At 68.5% G+C, this 21,083-nt stretch carries 16 protein-coding genes; 8 read left to right on the top strand and 8 right to left on the bottom strand.

Annotation, left to right across the window (positions count from 1 at the left end; translation table 11 throughout):
• The first annotated feature begins 77 nt into the window (after positions 1-77).
• From QSK31_RS44190 to QSK31_RS44165, 6 genes are all read left to right on the top strand, one after another.
• Positions 78-1,622 carry a protein kinase family protein gene (locus QSK31_RS44190; RefSeq protein WP_285691029.1) on the top strand — a complete coding sequence of 515 codons (1,545 nt, stop codon included), beginning with the start codon at positions 78-80 and terminating at the stop codon, positions 1,620-1,622.
• 42 nt (positions 1,623-1,664) lie between these two features.
• Complete coding sequence (gene sigM / locus QSK31_RS44185; protein WP_285691028.1) at positions 1,665-2,330, top strand: RNA polymerase sigma factor SigM; 666 nt, start codon at positions 1,665-1,667, stop codon at positions 2,328-2,330.
• A complete protein-coding gene (locus tag QSK31_RS44180; RefSeq protein WP_285691026.1) occupies positions 2,327-3,439 on the top strand; it encodes an RsmA family anti-sigma factor in 1,113 nt (370 codons plus the stop codon). Before sigM ends, QSK31_RS44180 begins: the two co-directional genes overlap by 4 nt.
• Before the next feature lie 138 nt (positions 3,440-3,577).
• A complete protein-coding gene (trxB, locus tag QSK31_RS44175; RefSeq protein ID WP_285691025.1) occupies positions 3,578-4,537 on the top strand; it encodes a thioredoxin-disulfide reductase in 960 nt (319 codons plus the stop codon).
• A gap of 16 nt (positions 4,538-4,553) precedes the next feature.
• Positions 4,554-4,877 (top strand): thioredoxin, encoded by a 324-nt coding sequence (trxA, locus tag QSK31_RS44170; RefSeq protein WP_285691024.1) that lies wholly within the window; start codon positions 4,554-4,556, stop codon positions 4,875-4,877.
• A gap of 133 nt (positions 4,878-5,010) precedes the next feature.
• The gene (locus QSK31_RS44165) at positions 5,011-6,192 is read left to right on the top strand and encodes an N-acetylmuramoyl-L-alanine amidase (RefSeq protein WP_285691023.1); all 1,182 of its coding nucleotides are present in this window, start codon (positions 5,011-5,013) and stop codon (positions 6,190-6,192) included.
• A 288-nt stretch (positions 6,193-6,480) separates the two neighbouring features.
• On the opposite strand, the gene QSK31_RS44160 is transcribed toward QSK31_RS44165, so the two are convergent.
• Positions 6,481-7,146 carry a GNAT family N-acetyltransferase gene (locus QSK31_RS44160; protein ID WP_285691022.1) on the bottom strand — a complete coding sequence of 222 codons (666 nt, stop codon included), beginning with the start codon at positions 7,144-7,146 and terminating at the stop codon, positions 6,481-6,483.
• A 165-nt stretch (positions 7,147-7,311) separates the two neighbouring features.
• Here QSK31_RS44160 and QSK31_RS44155 point away from each other — a divergent pair, with 165 nt between their 5' ends.
• Both QSK31_RS44155 and QSK31_RS44150 read left to right on the top strand, forming a co-directional pair.
• A complete protein-coding gene (locus QSK31_RS44155; protein WP_285691020.1) occupies positions 7,312-8,607 on the top strand; it encodes an aminotransferase-like domain-containing protein in 1,296 nt (431 codons plus the stop codon).
• A gap of 314 nt (positions 8,608-8,921) precedes the next feature.
• On the top strand, positions 8,922-9,968 hold the full coding sequence (locus tag QSK31_RS44150; protein ID WP_285691019.1) for a D-alanine--D-alanine ligase family protein: 1,047 nt from the start codon (positions 8,922-8,924) through the stop codon (positions 9,966-9,968).
• 176 nt (positions 9,969-10,144) lie between these two features.
• On the opposite strand, the gene QSK31_RS44145 is transcribed toward QSK31_RS44150, so the two are convergent.
• From QSK31_RS44145 to yidD, 7 genes are all read right to left on the bottom strand, one after another.
• Positions 10,145-11,062 carry a hypothetical protein gene (locus QSK31_RS44145; protein WP_352244596.1) on the bottom strand — a complete coding sequence of 306 codons (918 nt, stop codon included), beginning with the start codon at positions 11,060-11,062 and terminating at the stop codon, positions 10,145-10,147.
• A gap of 3,768 nt (positions 11,063-14,830) precedes the next feature.
• Positions 14,831-15,865, bottom strand: a complete 1,035-nt coding sequence (locus QSK31_RS44140) for a ParB/RepB/Spo0J family partition protein (RefSeq protein ID WP_285691018.1) — start codon at positions 15,863-15,865, stop codon at positions 14,831-14,833.
• Positions 15,862-17,001: a ParA family protein gene (locus QSK31_RS44135; RefSeq protein ID WP_285691040.1), complete on the bottom strand. Its 1,140-nt coding sequence runs from the start codon at positions 16,999-17,001 to the stop codon at positions 15,862-15,864. Before QSK31_RS44135 ends, QSK31_RS44140 begins: the two co-directional genes overlap by 4 nt.
• Before the next feature lie 1,364 nt (positions 17,002-18,365).
• Positions 18,366-19,124, bottom strand: coding sequence for a 16S rRNA (guanine(527)-N(7))-methyltransferase RsmG (gene rsmG, locus QSK31_RS44130; protein WP_285691017.1), 759 nt, complete (start codon positions 19,122-19,124; stop codon positions 18,366-18,368).
• Entirely contained in the window at positions 19,124-19,690 is a 567-nt protein-coding gene (locus QSK31_RS44125) for a Jag family protein (protein WP_285691015.1), read from the bottom strand. Before QSK31_RS44125 ends, rsmG begins: the two co-directional genes overlap by 1 nt.
• Positions 19,691-19,778: 88 nt before the next feature.
• Complete coding sequence (yidC, locus tag QSK31_RS44120) at positions 19,779-20,828, bottom strand: membrane protein insertase YidC (protein WP_285691014.1); 1,050 nt, start codon at positions 20,826-20,828, stop codon at positions 19,779-19,781.
• 1 nt (position 20,829) lies between these two features.
• Positions 20,830-21,072: a membrane protein insertion efficiency factor YidD gene (yidD, locus tag QSK31_RS44115; RefSeq protein ID WP_502873108.1), complete on the bottom strand. Its 243-nt coding sequence runs from the start codon at positions 21,070-21,072 to the stop codon at positions 20,830-20,832.
• Between the last annotated feature and the right edge of the window lie 11 nt (positions 21,073-21,083).

Here is a 21,083-nt window from a genome sequence, read left to right as displayed (position 1 = left end):
AGGGGGATGACCCGTAGGGCGCTGGCGGCGTACGGGTAAGGTCGCTCTGGACACGTGTGCACCACCGAGGAGGACGGGTGACCCAGGTCGGCGAAGGCCAGGAGACCACGGCCGATGAGGCCGGTCCGGTCATGACCTTCGGTGCACCCACCGTCGGTGAGATCCTGGCGGAGCGCTACCAACTTCAGGAACACGTCAACGATGACAGCGCCGGCCGCCAGGTTTGGCAGGGCATCGACGTGATCCTCCGACGACCGGTCGCGGTCGTGCTGCGCTATCCCGGCGGCGACTCCGCGACCGAGATGCTCCAGGCCGCGGTCGCCGCGAGCCGGGTCATTCATCCCAACCTCTGCGGTGTCTACGACGCGATCGACGAGGCCCAGCGGGCCTATGTCGTGCGTGAGTGGGTCGACGGCGAGGCGCTGCGAGACATGGTCGCCGCGAACGGTCCGCTGGACCCGGCTCGCGCCACCGCGATCGCGCACTCGATCGCCGACGCGCTGGCCGCGGTGCACGCCACCGGCATGGTGCACGGCAACGTGCACCCGGGCACCACGCTGATCGGCGACGACGGCCGGGTCGTGCTGGCCGATGCCCGGGCCGATTCCGCGGACACCGCCGAGGGCGATGTGCGCGCGGTCGGTGGTCTTCTCTACTTCGCGCTGACCGGCACATGGCCGCACGCCGAGATCGAGCAGTCCACCCTGCCGGACGCCAGCCGCGACGCGACCGGTTCGATCGTCGCCCCGCGGCAGATCCGGCCGGGCGTTCCGGCCTATCTCGACGACCTGACCATGGACCTGCTGGACAAGCGGGTCGCCGCGCCCGAGGCCGACGCCCTGGCCGCGGAGCTGGACAGGCTGGACGCCGCCGAGGACGAGTACGAGGACGTCGGCCCGCTGCGGTTCGCCCAGGCGACGTCGTCGGAGCCGGTCCGGAGCACCCGCAAGATCGTCGTCGGGGTCGGCGCGCTGGTCGTGATCGCCCTGATCGGCTTGATCTTCGGCATCCGCGCGATCAGCAACTCGGGCAAGCCCAATCCGTCGCAGACCACCCAGGCCGGCAACCCGCCCGCCGGGGCGGAGTCCGGCGCCGGGACCCCGAGCGGTCAGGCCGAGGCGCCCGCGCCTCAGAAGATCAAGTTGACCGCCGACATGGTCCGCATCGTCGACCCGCCGAACGGCACCCGCGACGACTCCGACGAGGCCAAGCTCACCGTCGACGGCGACACCGAGACGGGCTGGGAGACGCAGCGCTACAACCAGTCCAACTTCGGCAACAACAAAAAGGGCATGGGCGTCCTGATCAACCTCAAGGAGCCCCGCTCGGTCTCGGACGTGCGCGTCGAGACCTCGGTCGCCGGTGTCGCGATGGACATCCGGGTCGGCACCAGCGACCCGGGCGACAGCCGCCAGGGCGACGCCAAGATCGTTGCCGACTACAAGAAGCTCGGCGAGGCCGACACCAGCCGGACGGACGGGACCAAGGAGATCTTCCCGGTCTTCGACCCGGACCAGAAATACCAGTACATCCTGGTGTTCCTGACCGACCTGCCGAAGGCCGACGACGGCAGCGGCAAGTACCAGGTGACCGTCGGCAACATCGAGGTCTACGGCAACTGACCGGGTAAGCGGCCACTCGCCCGAGTCGACTAGATTCTCAGCGTGACCATCGGCGGTGCGACAGAGGGCGTAACCGACGCCGACCTCTTGCGCGCCCACGTCGACGGCGACCCCGGCGCGTTCGCGGAGCTGGTCCGCCGGCATCGCGACCGGCTGTGGGCGGTGGCCCTGCGCACGGTCGGCGACCGCGAGGAGGCCGCCGACGCCGTACAGGACGCCCTGCTCTCGGCGCACCGCGCGGCCGCCCGGTTCCGTGGCGACGCCCAGGTCACGACCTGGCTGCACCGCATCGTGGTGAACGCCTGCCTGGACCGCGTCCGCAAGCGCCAGGCCCATCCGACGGTGCCGCTGCCGGACGGCCGGCACACCGACGACGGTGGCACGGCCGGTGGCCCCGAGCCCGCGGCGCCCGTTCGCGACCACGAGACGGCGCTGGTGGTGCGGCAGGCGCTCGCCGAGTTGCCGGCCGAGCAGCGGGCCGCGCTGGTGCTGGTCGACGTGCAGGGCTATCCGGTGGCCGAGGCCGCTGAGATCCTCGGCGTCGCGGAGGGCACGATCAAGAGCAGATGCGCGCGCGGCCGGGCACGGATGGCCCTCCAGCTCGGCCACCTGCGCAAGGGAGACGATGGTCACGGGAACCATCAACCGACCGGCAGCGTCCCATCGAGGTCGGTGCAGGCGAGGTCCGAGGGGAGGGAGCGCCGATGACCGCGGACGAGTTCGGCACGGTCGACGTCGACCTGCTGGCCGATTTCATCGGTGACGCCCTGGACGGTCCCGAGCAGCAGCGGGTCGCCCGGCTGGTGGCGGACGACCCCGAGTGGCGGTCCGCCTACGCCCGGCTGGCGCCGGCGATGGACATGGTGGGTGCCGAGCTGGGTGCGATGGGCACGGCCGCGGAGCCCATGCCCGACGATCTTTGGGTACGCCTGGAGGACGCGTTCACCTCGCCGATCGCCGAGCCGACGACCATCGATCCCGAGCTCGCCGACCCTGCGCTGACCCATCCCACACTCACCAGCCCCGAGCTGGCCGACTCTGAGCTGGCCGACTCTGAGCTTGCCGACTCTGGGCTCGGGTCACCCTCCGAGCCGCATCTCGAACCGGTCCGCGGTGCCGGCGATCGGCACCTGGTCTCCGTACCCACCGGGGTTGAGGACCGCAAGCCGACGTCTCGCCGGCGGCGTCTCCGCTGGGCCGCACCCATCGCCGCGGCCGCGGGTGTGGTGGCCTTCGCCGGTTTCGGCGCCGCCTACCTCACCAGCGACAAGGCCGGTGACGACGCCTCCAACTCCAGCGCGGGCGCTGCCAACGCCCCGATGGCCGCCGCGGACAACGCCGAGCGGGCCGCCGGCGGCTCGTTGGTCACCGGACCCGATCAGACCCTCACCAGCGGGCTGGACTACTCCGAGCAGTCGCTGCGCTGGATGGCCTCGGCCAAGGACCCGATGCTCGAAATCCGGCCGAAGGCATCAGGGTCGGCCGCCCCGGGTTCGTCCGCCGATAACAACTCGACACGCCCCTCCGCGGCCGACTCGACAGCGCGCCCCCAGGAATTCTCGAGCCGCACCGCCGCCGGGCTGGCCCAACTGCGCAGCAGCAGCGACGCGTTGCAGGCCTGTCTGCAGCAGGTGGCGCTGGAGAACGGCGCCGGCCCGATCGCCGTGAAGTCCGTCGACTTCGCCGCCTTCGCGGGTGCACCGGCGCTGATCGTGCGGTTCACCGCGGCCCAGACGGAGTGGGTCTGGGCGACCGGTCCCGATTGCGGCGCGTCCGGTCGCGGCGCACAGGTCCGTTCAATGGTGCGGGTAGGCTGAGGGGCCCTGGATTTCCCAGTTCGTGACGCCGGACACGGGCGTGTTCGGGACGGGAATGGCGCGTCTCCACCTTGACGTTCTAGGGTTCGGATTCGCCGGTGCGTGTGCGTCGGCGGCGACAGACTTTAGGAGTCGGCAGTGGACGAGGTCCGAAACCTGATCATCATCGGCTCGGGACCGTCCGGCTACACCGCGGCGCTGTACGCGGCTCGTGCGAACCTCAAGCCGCTGGTCATCGAGGGCGTCCAGTCCGGTGGCGCGCTGATGACCACCACCGAGGTGGAGAACTTCCCCGGGCACCCCGACGGTGTCATGGGCCCCGAGCTCATGGACAACATGCGCAAGCAGGCCGAGCGGTTCGGCGCGGAGTTCCTCACCGACGACGTGACCCGGGTCGAGCTCGGCGAAAAGGTCACCGAGCCGGGCGCCGAGGGCCTCAAGACCGTGTACGTGGGCGAGACCGAGTACTTCGCCCGGGCGGTGATCCTGGCCACTGGTTCCGCGTGGCGCCCGCTGGGCATCCCCGGCGAGCAGGAGCTGCTCGGCCACGGCGTGTCGTCCTGTGCCACCTGTGACGGGTTCTTCTTCCGCAACCAGAACATCGTCGTGGTGGGCGGCGGCGACTCCGCGATGGAGGAGGCGACCTTCCTCACCCGCTTCGCCGAGACCGTGACGATCGTGCACCGCCGCGACTCGTTCCGGGCCAGCAAGGTGATGGCCGCCCGCGCGCTGAACAACCCGAAGATCAAGGTCGAGTGGAACTCGCTCGTCGAGGAGATCCTCGGCGAGGACGGCAAGGTCGTCGGCGCCCGCGTGCGCAACACCGAGACCGACGAGACCAAGGTCCTCGACGTGACCGGCGTGTTCGTGGCGATCGGCCACGACCCGCGCAGCGAGCTGTTCAAGGGCCAGATCGAGCTGGATGACGAGGGGTACGTCAAGGTGGACGCCCCGAGCACCCGCACCAACATCGCCGGCGTGTTCGCCGCCGGTGACCTGGTGGACCACACCTACCGGCAGGCCATCACCGCGTCCGGCACCGGTTGTGCCGCCGCACTGGACGCCGAGCGCTTCATCGCATCTTTCGTCGAGCTGTAATCAGGAGGTCCATCCCGTGGGAGCAACGAAGGCGGTAACCGACGCCACGTTCGCCAGTGACGTACTGCAGTCCGACAAGCCCGTGCTTGTCGACTTCTGGGCCGAGTGGTGCGCGCCGTGCCGCAAGGTCGAGCCGCTGCTGGCCGAAATCGCCACGGAGATGGGCGACAAGGTGCAGATCGTGAAGCTCAACATCGACGAGAACCCGGAGACGGCTCGCGCCTACCGGGTGATGTCGGTGCCGACGCTGACCATGTTCAAGGGTGGCGAGGCGGTCAAGTCCGTGGCCGGCGCCAAGCCCAAGACCGCTCTGATCAACCTGATCGAGTCGGCTCTCTGACAGAGTTCTCCGGCACCCCGCGTTCGATGAGCGCGGGGTGTCCTTTTTTGTGCCCCTCCGGGGTGATCGGGACTGCTGTGATTGGGTAGTACGCTCCGGACGTTCCCCCTTTCGAGCTAGAGGAGTCGCCCTCGTGCGTGCGATCCGACGTGGAGAGACCGGACCGGCCGTCGCGGAGATCCGTTCGATCCTGGTCCAGCTCGAGTTCCTCCCCGGCGACCCCGACCCCACCGCCACCGTTGCGTCGACGGCCGACGTCTTCGACGAGGACACCGAGACCGCGGTGTGTGCCTTCCAGCAGAGCCGGGGCATCGGCGTGGACGGCCTCGTCGGCACGGAAACCTGGGCGGCTCTGGACGGCGCCCGCTGGAAGCTGGGGGCACGGACGCTCTTCCACTCCGTACCCAATGCACTGGTTGGTGAGGATGTCAGCGCGCTCCAGGAACGCCTGCTGGAGATGGGCTTCGACAGCGGCCGCGCGGACGGCATCTACGGCGCGCAGACGGCGCGTGCGGTGGCCCAGTTCCAGCGCGAGGTCGGCCTCACCTCGGACGGCTCGTGCGGCCCCCAGACCATGAAGGCGCTGCGCCGCCTCGGCCGCAAGGTGGTCGGCGGGCGCCCGCAATGGCTGCGCGAGGCCGAGGCGTTCCGGCAGTCCGGCCCCAACCTGGTCGGCAAGACGATCGTCATCGACCCCGGGCACGGCGGCGGGGAAGACCTCGGCGTGGTGGTCCCCGACGGTCCGCTGCGCTGGACCGAGGCAGACCTGGTGTACGACGTGGCAGCGCGCCTCGAGGGCCGGCTCGCCGCCGCCGGCATGCGGGTGCATCTGACCCGCGGCCCGCAGCCGACCCAGCCGATGACCGGAGCGCAGCGTGCCGACCTGGCCAACGGGCTGGGCGCCGACCTGCTGATCTCCCTGCACCTGGACGAGAACATCAACCCCGACGCGGACGGCGTCGCCGCCTACCACTACGGCACCGGCAGCGGCGTGACGTCGACCGTGGGGGAGCGGCTGGCCAACCTGGTGCAGCGGGAGATCGTCGTCCGCACCGGCATGGAGAACTGCCGCATCCACTACAAGACGTGGGACTTGCTGCGCTTGACGCGGATGCCGGCCGTACGCGTGGACCTGGGTTATCTGACGTCGCCGAAGGACCGCGACCGGCTGGTGAACCCGCTGTTCCGCGAGCAGATCGTGGAGGCCATCCTGGCGGCGGTGCAGCGCATGTACTACCCCGTCGAGAACGATGTGCCGACCGGCTCGATCGACGTCCGCCAGCTGCGCATGGCAATCGCGTCCCGCCGCGCATAGCCCTGTGGACAGCTAACAACTTCGTCAAACCGTTCCGCTACGTTCAACGCCCACCCAGTGACGGGGTGGGGGCGGGGGCGGTGCGCCGCGCGATTTTAAATTTCGAACGCAATTATTCCGCTCCGCCCGCAGTCAGCTCCGCCCGCTGCGCGCGTGGGTCAGCTCCGCCCGCTGCGCGCGTGGGTCAGCTCCGCCCGCTGCGCGCGTGGGTCAGCTCCGCCCGCTGCGCGCGTGGGTCAGCTCCGCCCGCTGCGCGCGTGGGTCAGCTCTGCCCGCTGCGCGCGTGGGTCAGCTCTGCCCGCTGCGCGTGGCCGTCGCGGGTCGGACCGGGCGCAGCAGCGTGTCCGGGCTCATCGAGCCGAGCAGTTTCTCCAGCGCGTACTCGACGTCGGACTTCCAGGACAGGGCGGTGCGCAGCTCAAGGCGCAGTCGCGGGTAGCGCGGATGCGGGCGTACCGTCTTGAATCCCACCGACAGGAAGAAATCAACCGGCGAGACACAGCCCTCTTCGCCCTCGCCCGCCTCGCCGAACTTCGCGTCGCCGAACGCCTCGATCGCCTTGACCCCACGCTTGGTGAGGTCACGAGCGACGCCCTGCACGAGCATCCGTCCCAGCCCGCCGCCGGCGAACGCGGCCACCACGTGCGACGTCATCAGCAGCACGGCGTCGGCGCTGACCGGGCTGGTCGGGAAGGCCATCGAGCGCGGCACGTAGGCGGGCGGCGCGTACATCACGAACCCGGCCGGCATGCCGTCGACGTAGGCGAGCTTGCCGCAGGAGCCCCACTCGAGGAGCGTCTGCGAGACCCAGGCCTCCTTCTCCAGCCCCGGATCGCCGGAGGCGCACGCCCGCTCGGCCGACACCGGGTCAAGCTCCCAGTAGACGCACTGGCGGCATGGCCGCGGCAGATCCTCGAGAGTATCGAGGGTCAGGCTGACAAGGCGTCGCGACATGGGCGAACCCCTCAATCATCGGACGGATATATCCGGACGCCGGCCGCGTCCCCGGCGGAATCTTACGCTTCCCACTCCTTGATCGGCCCGTTAATGACCAGGCTTACGAGTGATGCCAGTGATTAACATGACCTCTTTCCGACCGTTCTTTGAGGGGTGACACGCATGTCCGGCACCACACAGGATGACTACACCGACCGCTATGCGCGGCGGGTCCGGGGGATGACCACTTCCGAGATCCGCGCCCTGTTCGCCGTCGCCAGCCGGCCCGAGGTGGTGTCGCTGGCCGGTGGCTCGCCGTACATCGCCGCCCTCCCGCTCGACGCGGTCGGCGAGATGCTCGGCAAGCTCGCGGCGGAGCAGGGCACGACCTCCCTCCAGTACGGCATCGGCCAGGGCACCGTCGAGCTCCGCGAACGGATCTGCGAAGTGATGGCGCTGTCCGGCATCCACGACGCGTCCCCCGACGACGTGGTGGTCACGGTCGGCGGCCAGCAGGCGCTCGATCTGATCGCGCGGCTGTTCCTGGATCCGGGTGACGTGGTGCTCGCCGAGGGGCCGACGTATGTCGGCGCACTCGGCGTGTTCCAGGCCGCCCAGGCACAGGTGCGGCACGTGGCAATGGACGCCGACGGCCTGATCCCCGCAGCACTCGTCGAGGCCATCGCCGCGACGGGCGGGCGGGCCAAGTTCCTCTACACGATCCCGACCTACCAGAACCCGGCCGGCGTGACCCTGTCCGAGGCTCGCCGCGAGGAGATCCTCGACATCTGCGCCGCGCACGGACTGCTCGTGGTCGAGGACGATCCCTACGGGATGCTGAGCTTCGAGGGGGATGCGCCGCTGCCGCTGCGCGCCCGCCGTCGCGACGGTGTCTTCTACGTGAGCACGTTCTCCAAGACCTTCGCGCCCGGGCTGCGGGTCGGTTGGATTCTGACACCCCATGCCGTACGCGAGAAGCTGGTCATGGCCTCCGAGGCGATGATCCTCTGCCCGAGTGCGTTCGCCCAAGGCGCCGTGACGCAGTACCTCTCGACGATGCCGTGGCGGGAGCAGATCAAGGTCTACCGCGAGGTGTACCGCGAGCGCCGGGATGCTCTGCTGTCGGCGCTCGAGGACATGATGCCGGCCGGGACGTCCTGGACCACGCCGGCGGGCGGGCTCTTTGTGTGGGCGACGCTGCCGGAGGGGCTGGACTCGAAGGCGATGATGCCGCGCGCGATCGCGGCCCGGGTGGCGTACGTGCCCGGGACTGGGTTTTACGCCGATGGGGTCGGGACGCAGAACATGCGGTTGAACTTCTCGTTCTCGTCGCCGGAACGGCTCCGCGAGGGCGTACGTCGGTTGTCCGGGGTTATGGAGCAGGAGCTGGCTATGCGGTCGCTGTTCGGTCCTGAGCTTGGGGACCGGCGGCGGCGCACTGCGGGGGCCGCGGATGTTCCTGGGCCTGACTTGGCATGATCGTCTCCATGCCTCGGGCGTCACGTGATTCGGTTTCACGTGAAACATGGGGGCTGTGGGGTGGTGCTTCTTCCGGGCGCGGCGGTGTCTCGCCGCGCCCGGTTGCCCCCAGCACTCTGAACTCCCTCGACCTGGCATCGCTGCCTATCTCGGCCGCTGCGCTGGTGCCATGCTCGGCGGGACCGTGAGCACCGAGCGCGACCGACGCCCGAAACCCGCACCCGCGGCCGGGCCGACATCTGAGACTTCGCCCACCGCGGTTGCCCAATGGCGCCGCCGAACACCTCGCCATCAGTCGCGCCGAAAGGCCAGCCATGCCTCCAGCACCCGACGCTCCCGCCTCGACCACCGCGGCCGGATCCACCGGTAACGCGCCCGTCGCGGCGAGTGCCCGACACCTGCCCGAGCCCGCTGACTTGCAGGTGCTCGTACTCGCGGGTGGCCTCTCCTACGAGCGGGACGTTTCGCTGCGTTCGGGACGACGGGCGCTCGATGCGCTTCGCGGTGCCGGCATCGCGGCTGAGGTGCGCGACGCCGATGCGGCGCTGCTGCCGTACCTCGAGGCGGATCCGCCGGACGCCGTGGTCATCGCGCTGCACGGCGCCACGGGTGAGGACGGCTCGTTGCGCGGCGTGCTGGATCTGTGCGGCGTACCGTACGTCGGCTGTGATGCCCGCGCCTCCCGCCTTGCGTGGGACAAGCCGTCGGCGAAGTCGATGCTCCGCGAGGCGGGCATTCCCACGCCGGACTGGGTCGCGCTGCCGCACGATCGGTTCTCCGAGCTCGGCGCCGTCGCGGTCCTCGACCGGATCGCGTCGCGGCTGGGCCTGCCGCTGATGGTCAAGCCGGCACAGGGCGGGTCGGGCCTCGGCGCCGCGGTGGTCCGGGAGGCGGCGGCGCTGCCGGCCGCGATGGTTGGTTGTTTCGGGTACGACTCGACCGCGCTCGTCGAGCGCTACATCCCTGGCACCGGCGTGGCGGTCTCGATCGTCGACCTGGGCGAAGGTCCGCAGGCTCTGCCCGCGGTCGAGATCGTCCCGCGCAACGGGGTGTACGACTACGCCGCCCGGTACACCGCCGGGCTGACGACATGGCACGCTCCGGCCCGCCTGGACGAGCCGGTGGCCGCGCGGGTGGCGGAGACGGCGCTGGCCGCGTACAAGGCGTTGGGGCTGCGGGACCTGTCCCGCGTAGACCTGATCGTCGACGCCGACGGCAACCCGCACGTGCTGGGCGCCAACGTCTCGCCCGGCATGACGGAGACGTCTCTGCTGCCGCTGGCCTTGCAGGCCGCTGACCTGAAGTTCGGCAGCGTCCTGACGTCGCTCGTGATGCGGGCGGTCACGCGCTCGGCGGCCTGATCACTAGGCCGGCACCGCTGTTGGACGGCGCTCTCTGCGCCGGCGTGCCACCGCGAGCCCAGGGTGCCACCGCGAGCAGTGGACGCTCCATCTCGTCGAGGCGAAAGCACCCGGCACTCACGGGCACACATCCCGAGTCGGCGTGCCCTTTGCCGACTCTGCGGCAACGGACGCGGCTAGACCCGGCTTGACGTTTCTCCCGTAGCTTGCCGCGGCACAGTCGGGCCGCTCGACGTGTTGCGGTCGCCGGCCGCACCGGAAGCGTCCACGCCGCCAACGTCCGACGACGGTCCGGATGCGGCGCCCGCCGCTGGTTCCACCGACGCGACGGCGGACGTGCTGTCCGCGTTTGATTCCCGGGACATCGCTCCGGACGTACTCGAAGAATCAGCCGCCGCCGAATCGCTTGGGCCGGACACCGACGGGCTGTCGCCGCTCGCGGTGGAGACGGAGGCGGTGGCGGACACGCTCGCCGACGTCTCCGCAGTCGGGGAAGTGCTGAAAGAGGCGGGCGACTCCCACTGGATGTGCGGCGGTTCGGCGTTCGCCTCGCCCCCGAACTCGGCGAGCCAGGCGGCCACGAGCGCCAGATTTTCCCGCCACTGCTGCTCGGGAATCGAGGGGAGGATGTCGTCCCAGAGCGACAGGAACGTGCCGCGCAGCTGCAGTTGGCCGTAGGGGCGCGCGAGGAACCACATGTGCAGGTGCGCCGAGCCGTCGCCCCACCGGTTGACGTGCACTCGTGCCACCCCGTCGAGCGACCGGATCGCGCGCTCCAGGCGGACCGTCATGACACCCAGCTCGGCCGCCAGCAGGTTCGGCAGATCGCCGAGGTCGAGATGCGAGCGGCATTCGAGAATCACGACCATGGGCAGCCCGGTGGGCCGGTCCATCGCTCGCACACGCCAGCGTTCGCTGTGCCAGATGTACGCGTCATCCGGCGTATTGCAGGCCACACACTCGGAGGCATCCTCGCCACTTCGCGGAGGCTCCACCGCCACGGGCGCGGCGATCTGCTTGATGCGCATGTCGCCCTCGAAAGGGAACGACGGCCAGCGCGTGAAGTCCGGCAGAGGGGCGGGGTTTTGGGGCACGAACCTGACCCTAGTGCAGGTCACAGCCCACTGTCCCGGGTCAATTTCGCGGAGCTTCACCCGAGCGAGGCACCCGCCCTCCAGATGCCGCCCCATGTAGAAGTCGATCACTATCCGTGGGCACTGCACCACGCCAGAAGTTATCCACAAAAGTTATCCACAGGCAGCCCCGTTTCACGTGAAACGCGACGTAGAACGCTTGCGCACCCTGTGGATACCCGCGTGTACAAGCGCTCGGCACCCTGCCTCGTTTCACGTGAAACGCGATCCGCCACTCTTCTCAACAGCACTGCCCACAGCCTGTGGATAACGTCGTTTCCCGATGCATTAGGCAAGCTCCATCGATCCGTCCGAGCGGCCTGGTGCCGGTCGCCGAGCCTGCCCAGCGCGACGGCCACGTCGTGCCTGTTGAGGCCCCACTTCGATACTTGCCTATTATTCGATCTCTTGGATTTCGCCCGGACCCGGCCGACCAACGCCGCTGTAACCGCCCTCAGCCGTCGGGCAAGACTGGATAGCCCTCCGGTCAGCCCCAGCCCAGCGGCCTACCTTCCAACCAACGCCTCGCCTATCGCTCGACCTCGAGCCTTCCGGCCACGTCGTCTCCGACTAGTCGCGGAGTCAACTTCGCCGACGGGCCAGCGCTCGCCTTGCCCTCTCGAACCAGACAGACGTCAGGGTCACGAACGCCGGCCGGGCAACCAAGGTGCTTCTCGGAGCCGCGGTCCGGAACCCAGCATCGCGCACGGGGGAGCTCTCGGAAAATCGCGCGGCCGAGCGCCAGAGTCGGTCCCGTCCAGTTGTGGAACCCCGCACGTTCGCTCGGCGTTGTCCCAGACCGTCTCGGCCGGGGCTGCCCGATCTCGCTCGTGCGCGGCTCCTCATGCCAATACAGAGCTAGGCGTGACATCGCCTGCGGCCGGACTATTGCTGCGGCTCCCCCTTCGCCTTCTCTGGTGCCCCAAGGGCGCGTTGCCCCCCTTAGTCATCGCGCAACCGATACATCCCTTGGCCGTCTCTCTCAACGTCACGAGTCAGGTTGAGGAGTCGCGTCAGGACCTGCGCCGCCAACGCGGGGATCGTCGCACAGAGGACCCGCTATCTAGTGGCCGTGGTGCTTGGGTAATCGCCTTCAGGGCCGTCGCCTTCGGATCACTGCACTCGGGCCGGACACACCCCGGTCCGCCGCCCTCGGAAACGCCCCCGGCTGTCCACCCCAAGCTCATCACCGCGGCAGGGCGCCTATGCCGCGCCGCCGTCCAACGGCCGATCGGCTCGCCAAGGGGCCGCCCATTAACCGGCCGTCGACCGCTGGACTCGCCGCGGGCCTTCTTGCCCCAGTCCTTTCGCGCCAGGCCTCACACTGGGCCGGCTTGAGGTCACCGTCTCCGCCCTCGACGTCGTCGCTGGCTTACGTGGCGCCCGCCTGACCCGGAGGGCCGATGACGTCGCCACCGGACGCCGGCTGGCTGCTTCTCGCGCCAGAGGGCCACTCGCCCCTCGATTGCCCCGCCCACCCGAATTCTCGACCAGTCCGCTGGACAGAGTCGCCGATCGAGATATCCCGAACCACTTGGACGGCCGCAGCGCGCTTGCTGCTCGGCTGCACCAATCGGCCGCCAAGGCCTGGCCGCCCAGTACCGTTCAGCACCGCCCGCACAGGCTCCAAGACGTCGCGGATCGTCTGCCGCTCCGGGCGGCTGCAGGGGAGACCACAGTCGGATGGCGGAGGACCATGAAACCTCATGGGTCACAGCTGGCGCACACCATCGGTAGCCCAGCTGCGGTCACGGCACCCAGACCGCCGAGGCTAGTCGGCGCTCGCTCCGACGAGGCGCTCGAATGACCGATGTAGGGATGGCGCCCCGGCCGGCCTCCTCGCCACGGTCCTCAGGCAATGAGCCGACCGCAGCGAGTCGCACGGATGAAGCACAACCCGCCCTGGCACACGTTTCACGTGAAACACCAGCCACCACCCGCCAGGACGAGGTCGAGCCACCACCCGCCAGGACGAGGTCGAGCCACCACCCGCCAGGACGAGGTCGAGCCACCACCCGCCAGGACGAGGTCGAGCCACCACCCGCCAGGACGAGGTCGACTCGGCGTTCGCCTTAGTCGACCATCGGAGTCTTCGGCCTGGGTGCGTTTCACGTGAAACGCAACGGCCGCCAAACAGGGGCAAGCGGCTTCGGGCCGCCTCCGCTGGCCCGCGATGGCGCGAACGTTGTTTCTACCTTTCGTCAGCACCAGGCCCCTCGGCCACGAGGGTCGTCTTGCCTCCGCTGACGTCAGTCTCGTCGGTCGAACGGTTCTTCAGCCTGAAGAGGTAAGGCGTTCCACCAGCCCGTCACTCAAGATGAACGCAATCGCGGACCTGTCATGGGTGCCTGGCGGGACAGCGAAGTTTCACGTGAGACAGGCCAGCGCCGTCCAAATTCGCCGTCCCGGCCCGGTTGACCCCAGAGAGCTGGCAACGTATCGCCGGGTACCAGCGACTGCTGCCGGCATCCACCGGCGAGATCCACGGACGAGGCGAAGGGGCCGAGGCGGTTCGAAAGTCCCCGTTGGTAAGCAAGGGTTCTTGTGCCTCTAGTTCCCAGCTTCGGCCAGACCCGAGCCGCTCGGACCAGAACCGAAGGCCGTGGTTTCACGTGAAACACGGAAGCCGGCAGAGCCGCCGTCAGGGTGGCACCGATCAGGTGGACCGCCTCGCTAGCCACGAGCGAACCGGTAGCCGTCAGCTTGCTCATTTCGACTGCAGAGTTCAACACCGTTGCGACTCAGTCGTCACCAGATCCGGCCGACTTGAGCACCCTGCTCGGCCTCGAAAAACTCAGGAAGCTCCGATCCTGGCGTAGAGACGAGAGGGCTGAGATTCCAAGCTTGCGGTCACACGCCTCCGGCCGGTCCATCGGGCGGTAAGAACCCTCGGCGCGAGGTAGACACCGTCGGGCCAAAAGCGCTTGGTCCCGCGGCGGACGGTAAGGCTGGGCAGCTCCGCAGCAAAGAACAACATGATCCGTTGCGCCCTACGGTCGGGTCACCTTCACCAAACCTGCCGGAGTTGTCCGCCCCGAGTTTGAGGCCGATCGAGCCCGCGGGCCAAGCAAGGTGACCAGCTCGTCGCAGCGTTCGGTCTGGGCCTGAGCGCAAGCACCCCGGCAATACCAAGGTGCCGCTGACCGCCCAGCGTCAAATGACCGAGGGCACGCAAGGCAGGGCCGATCCTCAAAGCAGTGCGCGCTGGCGGCGAAGAAGTGATCATGACCCTGGCTCGCGTTCGATACATCGGGAGCACACGACTGTCACCCCACGTCTGGAACAGAACGCGAGCTAACCGGATAGCGCTGCTGACCAATCGCGATGCGCTAGCCGTATCCAAGGCCGCGAACAGCCGTCATCGGCTGGGTGCCCGAGCAAGGGTCGGCAACGATGGAACGGCTCAATCGTCGCTTCGAGGCACCACACTTCTGCCTGAAGCGCGTCTCGCGCCTGATCCACATCGGTAAGAGGCACCCAAGGGGCCAAGCGGCTTGATCTTGGGTTTTGAAATGACATCCGGGTAGTTCGCCAGGGACCAAGAATCTCAGGAGGATCGCGTTGACAGAAGTTGTTGAAGTGTAAATCTTTGCGGGTATGAATGTGCTGGTCAGAGCATGTGTGTCTACATTGAACAAACACGACTCCGGACATGAAGAAGGCACGTGATCCGGCTGGCTCACGTGCCTTGGGGTCGACCACGGCGAATAGGCACCGCGGACGTGCGCTTCACTCCGGCGTTTCGGCCGCGCCCTCTTCTTCTACGCCGATCATGCCGACGATGCGCTCCAGATCGTCCACGGTCGCGAACTCGATCGTGATCTTGCCCTTGTTCCGTCCTATGTCGACCTTCACTCGTGTGTCGAAGCGGTCGGACAGGCGGTCGGCCAGGTCGTTGAGAGCGGGCGCGTGAACCTTCGGGCGACGTGCCGGTGTCGCCTTCTTGGCCGGGCCGTCGGCAATCGCCAGCGAAACAAGTTCCTCGGTGGCACGGACCGACAGCCCCTCGGCAACGATGCGCAGAGCCAGCTGCTCCTGCGCCTCGGTGTCGTCCAGGCTCAGCAGCGCGCGGGCGTGGCCGGCCGACAGCACGCCGGCCGCGACGCGGCGCTGGACCGGGGCCGGCAGGTTCAGGAGCCTGATCGTGTTGGAGATCTGGGGGCGGCTGCGGCCGATGCGCTTCGCCAGCTCTTCGTGGGTGGCGCCGAACTCGTCGAGCAGCTGTTGGTAGGCGGCCGCCTCTTCCAGCGGGTTCAGGTTGGCGCGGTGAATGTTCTCCAGCAGCGCGTCCCGGAGCATCGCGTCGTCGCGAGTGTCGCGGACGATGGCCGGAATGGTCTCCCTGCCGACCGCCTGGGCGGCGCGCCACCGGCGCTCACCCATGACCAGCTCGTACTTACCGTCGCCGGCGTCGCGGACGACGATTGGCTGCAGGAACCCGACCTCCTGGATGGAGATCTTCAGTTCCTCCAGCGCCTCCTCGTCGAAGACGTGGCGGGGCTGCTTCGAGTTCGGTTGGATCGCGGTGACCGGCAGCTCGGCGAAGCGGGCACCGGGAACCGGCGCCAAGTCGCTGGACGGGTCACTCGCCGGCGGCTCGGGTGTGGGCTCTTCCGGTGGTGCCGGTGCCGTGAACTGGGTCGGCGCGGAAGGCTGCGCCGGGGGAGGAGGGGCGGCCTCTTCGGTCGCGACGGCTGCCGCCGGCGCGGTTGGGATCAGAGCGCCCAGTCCCCGGCCGAGGCCTCCCCGTGGACGGTTCTTCATGCGGTGCCTCCGTTGTCACTGACCCCACGCATCGCGATCTCCAGGGCGGCCTCGAAGTAGCTGGTGGCACCACGCGAGCCCGGGTCGTAGGTCATCACGGACTGGCCGTAGCTCGGCGCCTCCGACACACGGACGTTGCGAGGGATCACCGCATGCAGAACCTTTTCACCGAAGTGATTCCGGACGTCCTGCTCGACGGCGTCGGCCAGGCGCGTGCGGCGGTCGTACATCGTCAGCAGGATCGTCGAAACGTCCAGCGTCGGGTTCAGGTGTTGGCGCACCAGGTTGATGTTATTGATCAACTGGTTGAGGCCTTCCAGCGCGTAGTACTCGCACTGGATCGGGATCAGGACCTCCTGCGCGGCGCACAGCGCGTTCACGGTCAGCAGGCCGAGGGACGGCGGGCAATCGATGAAGACGTAGTCGAACTTCTCGGGATGTGCGGAGATCGCGCGAGCGAGGCGGGACTCGCGAGCCACCACCGAGACCAGCTCGATCTCGGCGCCGGCCAGGTCGATGGTCGCCGGCACACAGAACAGGTTCGGGATTCCCTCAACCGCCTGAGCCACCTCGCTGAGCGGCACGTTGTCGATCAAACAGTCATAGACATCGGGTACGCCCGCGTGATGCGGGACGTTGAGGCCGGTGGACGCATTCCCCTGCGGGTCGAGGTCAACCACGAGCACACGGTTGCCGTGCAGCGCGAGCGCCACAGCCAGGTTCACCGTCGTCGTGGTTTTGCCGACGCCGCCCTTCTGGTTCGCAACGCAGAGGACCCTCGGATGATCGGGACGCGGCATCGTGATTTCGCCGCTCGGGTTGAGGATCTGCACAGCACGCAACGCTTCCATGGCGAGCGGCGGATCGTCCTCATCCCGCTCCGGCGTTTCACGTGAAACATGCTCGTCCGGATGACGGTTGCCGTCACCCGTAGGAGATGTTGCCGTCGGTGCTCCCTGCATCGGAGCGGATCCGGAGACGGGGGCGACCGCCGGGGTCGACAGGCCGGACCGCGGGGCCTGAGCCGGCACATGCGGCTCCGGCGCGTATCCGTAATCAACCGGCTGTCCCGCGCGGCGACCCTCGGCACCATCACTCGGTGGCGTCGGCTGCGGTCCTACCGGACTTCCGTACACCTGACCGCCGGAGGCTTGGGCGCTCGCGTAGCCGGTGCCGACATGCGGCTGAGGAGCGCCCGACCCGCCATTGCCCGTTTCGCCTGCCGCAAAGCCGATGCTCGCCGACGCTGACGAGCCAGGAGAGATCCCCGAGTACGGCGATGACGACGTTGCGTTATCTACACCAGCGAATGTGTTGGTTTCACGTGAAACACCGGGTCGACTCGAGGGGAAACCGTCGAGGCCACTGCCGAACTCATGCACCGTCTTGTCCCTGCCTGCTTGGAATGGGTCGGCACCGCGAGTGCCCACCTCGGCATCGTCGGGCGACGCAAGAGGCGGGGCGAGAGGCGGTGCACCGGGTGCGCCCGCCAACCGGTCCACACTATCGACGCGCGGCCAGCCTACGGCCGTCGGGCGGCGCTTGCCACGCCTGTCCGCCTGATAGGGCGACACGCCGTCAGCCACATCCGTCACTGGAGTGGCATTCGAGAAAGCGATCGATGGAACGCTGCCGATGGGCGTCGACGCATCGACCGGGTGATGCGATGTGGGAGCTTGGGTCGACGCTGCTGGCGCCGAGGTTGACCAGGCTAAGTCCACGACCACGCTGCCAGCAAGACCCAGATCGAAGCCTGTGGAAAACTCGCCGCCACCGTCGGGCGGCGCGGGTCGGCCGCGCTGAGCGACCCCGCCGGCGAGGACCGCAAGTCGCGGTGTGGCGTCCGTCTCAAAGACCATGAAGCCGGGTACGAGAGCCAGCACGGCACCGAAAGTCGGTCCTCGTCGGGCGGGCCACCCGGTGTCCGAAAAGGCTCGGGCCTCGAGCCGCGATCGAGGTGAATTACCCGGCCGGCTCGGATCCTGCTGATGCTCACGGTCAGCGGGGACAGAATCAGAGGCGACCGAGGCCAGCCCCGGGCGAGGAGCTCCTGGCCGTCGGCCGAGGGTTGGGTCGCTGCGGAGATCCGAGCCGACCGTCAAGTCACCCAGGAAATGCGCGGTGCTCGGCGGAGCCAGGGACGGCGCTACCCGGTCAGAGGACGCCGCGTCGCTGGACGGAACGTAGTCGGTGAACGGCGCAGCACAGGACAGCATCGGTGCGCAGTCGGGCATGGTCGGCTCGTCTGGTTCGGGAGCGGGCAATTCGAGGGTCGGCTGACCGCCAACCGAGGAGAGCTCCGCCAACTCGAACCGATCCTCCGCACGACGCCGTAAACCACCCGCAGCGCGAGACGACAGGTCGGCGGTAGGAGACCGCCCAGGTGCCCGACTCGGCACCGGCTCAATCTTGCTATCCGGCAAAGCATTCTGCGCCGGCCCCGGACGCGGAGACCGCCCCACTCGCGTGCGTGTGTCGCGTCTGCCGCCGCCCATCCGTGTTAACCCCTTCGCGTTCTCCTTCGCCCGGAGCCACGTCCATCGCCGGACGCGCGCCCCTTCGCCCCCGGCGACGCCGGGGACCGAGACGGCACCACGACCCGCTCGCGGACGATCTCCACCACCGTTGTCGGCGGCTCGATCACACCCACCCCGCACTGCAGGACCACCGGCTCGGAACCGCCGAGGCCACGCACCGCGTCGGCGTGCTCGGCCACCTCGTCGGCGGCCGACGACCCCTTCAGCGCCAGCACCCGGCCACCCACCGCGGCCAGCGGCAGGCACCAACCGGCGAGCCGGTCGAGGGGCGCCACGGCCCGCGCGGTGACCACGTCGGCCGGCTCCAGGCGGACCTCCTCCGCCCGTCCACGAACAACCGTGACGGTCGAGGACAGGCCCAAGTGGTCCACTGCTTCGTCCAGGAACGCGGTTCGTCGTGCCAGCGGCTCGACCAGAGTGATGCGCAGGTCCGGCCGAGCCACTGCCAGCACGATACCGGGCAAACCGGCACCAGAGCCCACGTCAACCACCGAAGCGCCGATATCTATCTTTTCGGACACGACGGCACAGTTGTCCAGGTGGCGTTCCCAGATGCGCGGAGCCTCACGCGGGCCGATCAGACCACGTGTCACGCCGTCCGTGACGAGCAGCTCGGCGTACGCCACAGCAAGCTCGAACCGGTCACCGAAGAGCGAGGAAGACGAAGGCCCGGGCGAACCGCCCGGGCCGAGGTCATCCCCGCTGAGAAGCGGGTCATTCATCAGTCGACCGGACGCACGACGATCCGCCGGTTGGGCTCGACGCCCTCCGACTCGCTTTCCACACCGGTGATCGCGTTGACCACGTCGTGCACGCACTTGCGCTCGAAGGCCGACATCGGCTCCAGGCGCACGGCGTCACCGTGCTCCTTCACCTTCTCGACGGCGTTGCGTGCGACCGCAGCCAGCTCCTTGCGCCGGTTGGCGCGGTAGCCGCCGATGTCCAGCAGCAGGCGGCTCGGCGTACCGGTCGCCCGGAAGATCGCCAGCCGGGTCAGTTCCTGCATCGCCTCGAGGGTGGCGCCGCGCTGGCCGACCAGGGCCTGCAGTCGACCACCCACGACCTCGACCATCGGACGGCCGGCCGACACCAGCTCGTCGATGTCGCCGTCGTAGTCCAGGATGTCCAGCAGTCCTTCGACGTAGTCAGCAGCGATCTCACTCTGCCGGAACAGCTCGCTGTCGGAAGCCACGCTCTCCGACTTCTTGGTCTCCTCGGGTGCGGCCTCCGGGGAGTCGGTCTCCTGGGCTTCGGAGACCGAGGAATCGGGAGTGCTGGTGTCGGTCACGGTGTCATCTCCGTACTAATCGGTCCCGGACCTGCTCGGTCCGCTGTTCCCACGCCGATCGAGCCGGGCGTGGAGAGGTCTGCGTCGGTCAACTCCGCGGCTTGTTCGCCGGTCGGGCGCCCTTCTTGGGGTTTATCGGCTTGGCGCCGGGTTTGGGCGCGCGCGACTTCTCGTCGACCACCGGGGACTGCTGCGGCTCGGGCTCGACGTTCTTGTTGCGGCCGAAAAGACCTCCGCCGGTACGCCCCGGCTGCACCGGACCGGTCACCTTGGTGCCGTTCTTCTTCGCCGGCGGGCCCGTCCTGGCCGGAGTGGCTTTGCTGGCGGCGCCCGTCTTGTTCATCTGCGGCGGCGGGAACTTGCGGAGCACCCACTGCTGCTGACCCAGCGTGAAGAGGTTGTTCGTCACCCAGTAGATGACCACACCGATCGGGAACAGCGAGCCGGAAACGAGCAGAGACAGCGGAATGCCGTACAGCATCAGGCGCTGGATCATCTTCTGCTGCGGGTCCTCGGCCCAGCCGGTCTTGAGGATCATCTGGCGGCTGGTGAGGTACGTGGTGGTCATCATGATCAGCACCAGTACGGCGGCGATGACCTTGACCGTGGTGCCGTTGCTCGTGTTCAGCGCGGCGAGCTGGGCGTCGGTCGAGCCGAACTGTGCGGGCAGCGGTGCGGTGAACAGGGCCGCATGCGTCGCGCTCTCGAACTGGTCGACGGTCCATCCGTACAGCGTCTTGCCCTGGTTTTCCGGGGAGAGCCGCCGCAGCACGTGGAAGAGGCCCAGGAAGACCGGCACCTGGAGGAACATCGGAAGGCAGCCCATCAGCGGGTTGGCCTTCTCGGTCTTGTAGAGCTCCATCATTTCTTTCTGGAGCGTCTCCCGGTCACCCTTGTGCTTCTCCTGCAGCAGCTTGACCTTGGGCTGGAGCGCCTGCATGGCCCGCTGTGACTTGATCTGCTTGACGAAGACCGGGAACAGAACGACCCGGACCGTCACCACGAGGAACACGATGGCGAGGATCCACGCCCAGTTGGTGCCGAGGAACGGGCCCTCGGGCACTCCGATGAAGTCCCACAGGGCATGCCATTGCAGGAGGATCCACGAGATCGCGTAGTAGATCCAGTCGAGACTCAATTCAAGCTCCAGTCACATCGGCGGCCGGCTGGTGACGGATCGGATCGGGCACCGGGTCGTACCCGCCTGGGTGGAACGGATGGCAGCGCAGGATCCGCCAGACTGCCAGGCCGATACCCCGGAGAGCGCCGTGTCGCTCCAGGGCTTCCTGGGCGTATGCGCTGCACGAGGGATAGAACCGACAGCGGGCCGGCAGAGCCGGGCTCACGTATCGACGGTACGCGACGATCGGCAGCGCGAGCAGGCGGGCGACCC

The organism is Actinoplanes sp. NBRC 103695 (assembly GCF_030269485.1).
Taxonomy (GTDB): Bacteria; Actinomycetota; Actinomycetes; order Mycobacteriales; family Micromonosporaceae; genus Actinoplanes.
The sequence above is the reverse complement of the archived record's forward strand: the minus strand, read 5'-3'. Positions and strand labels throughout refer to the sequence as shown.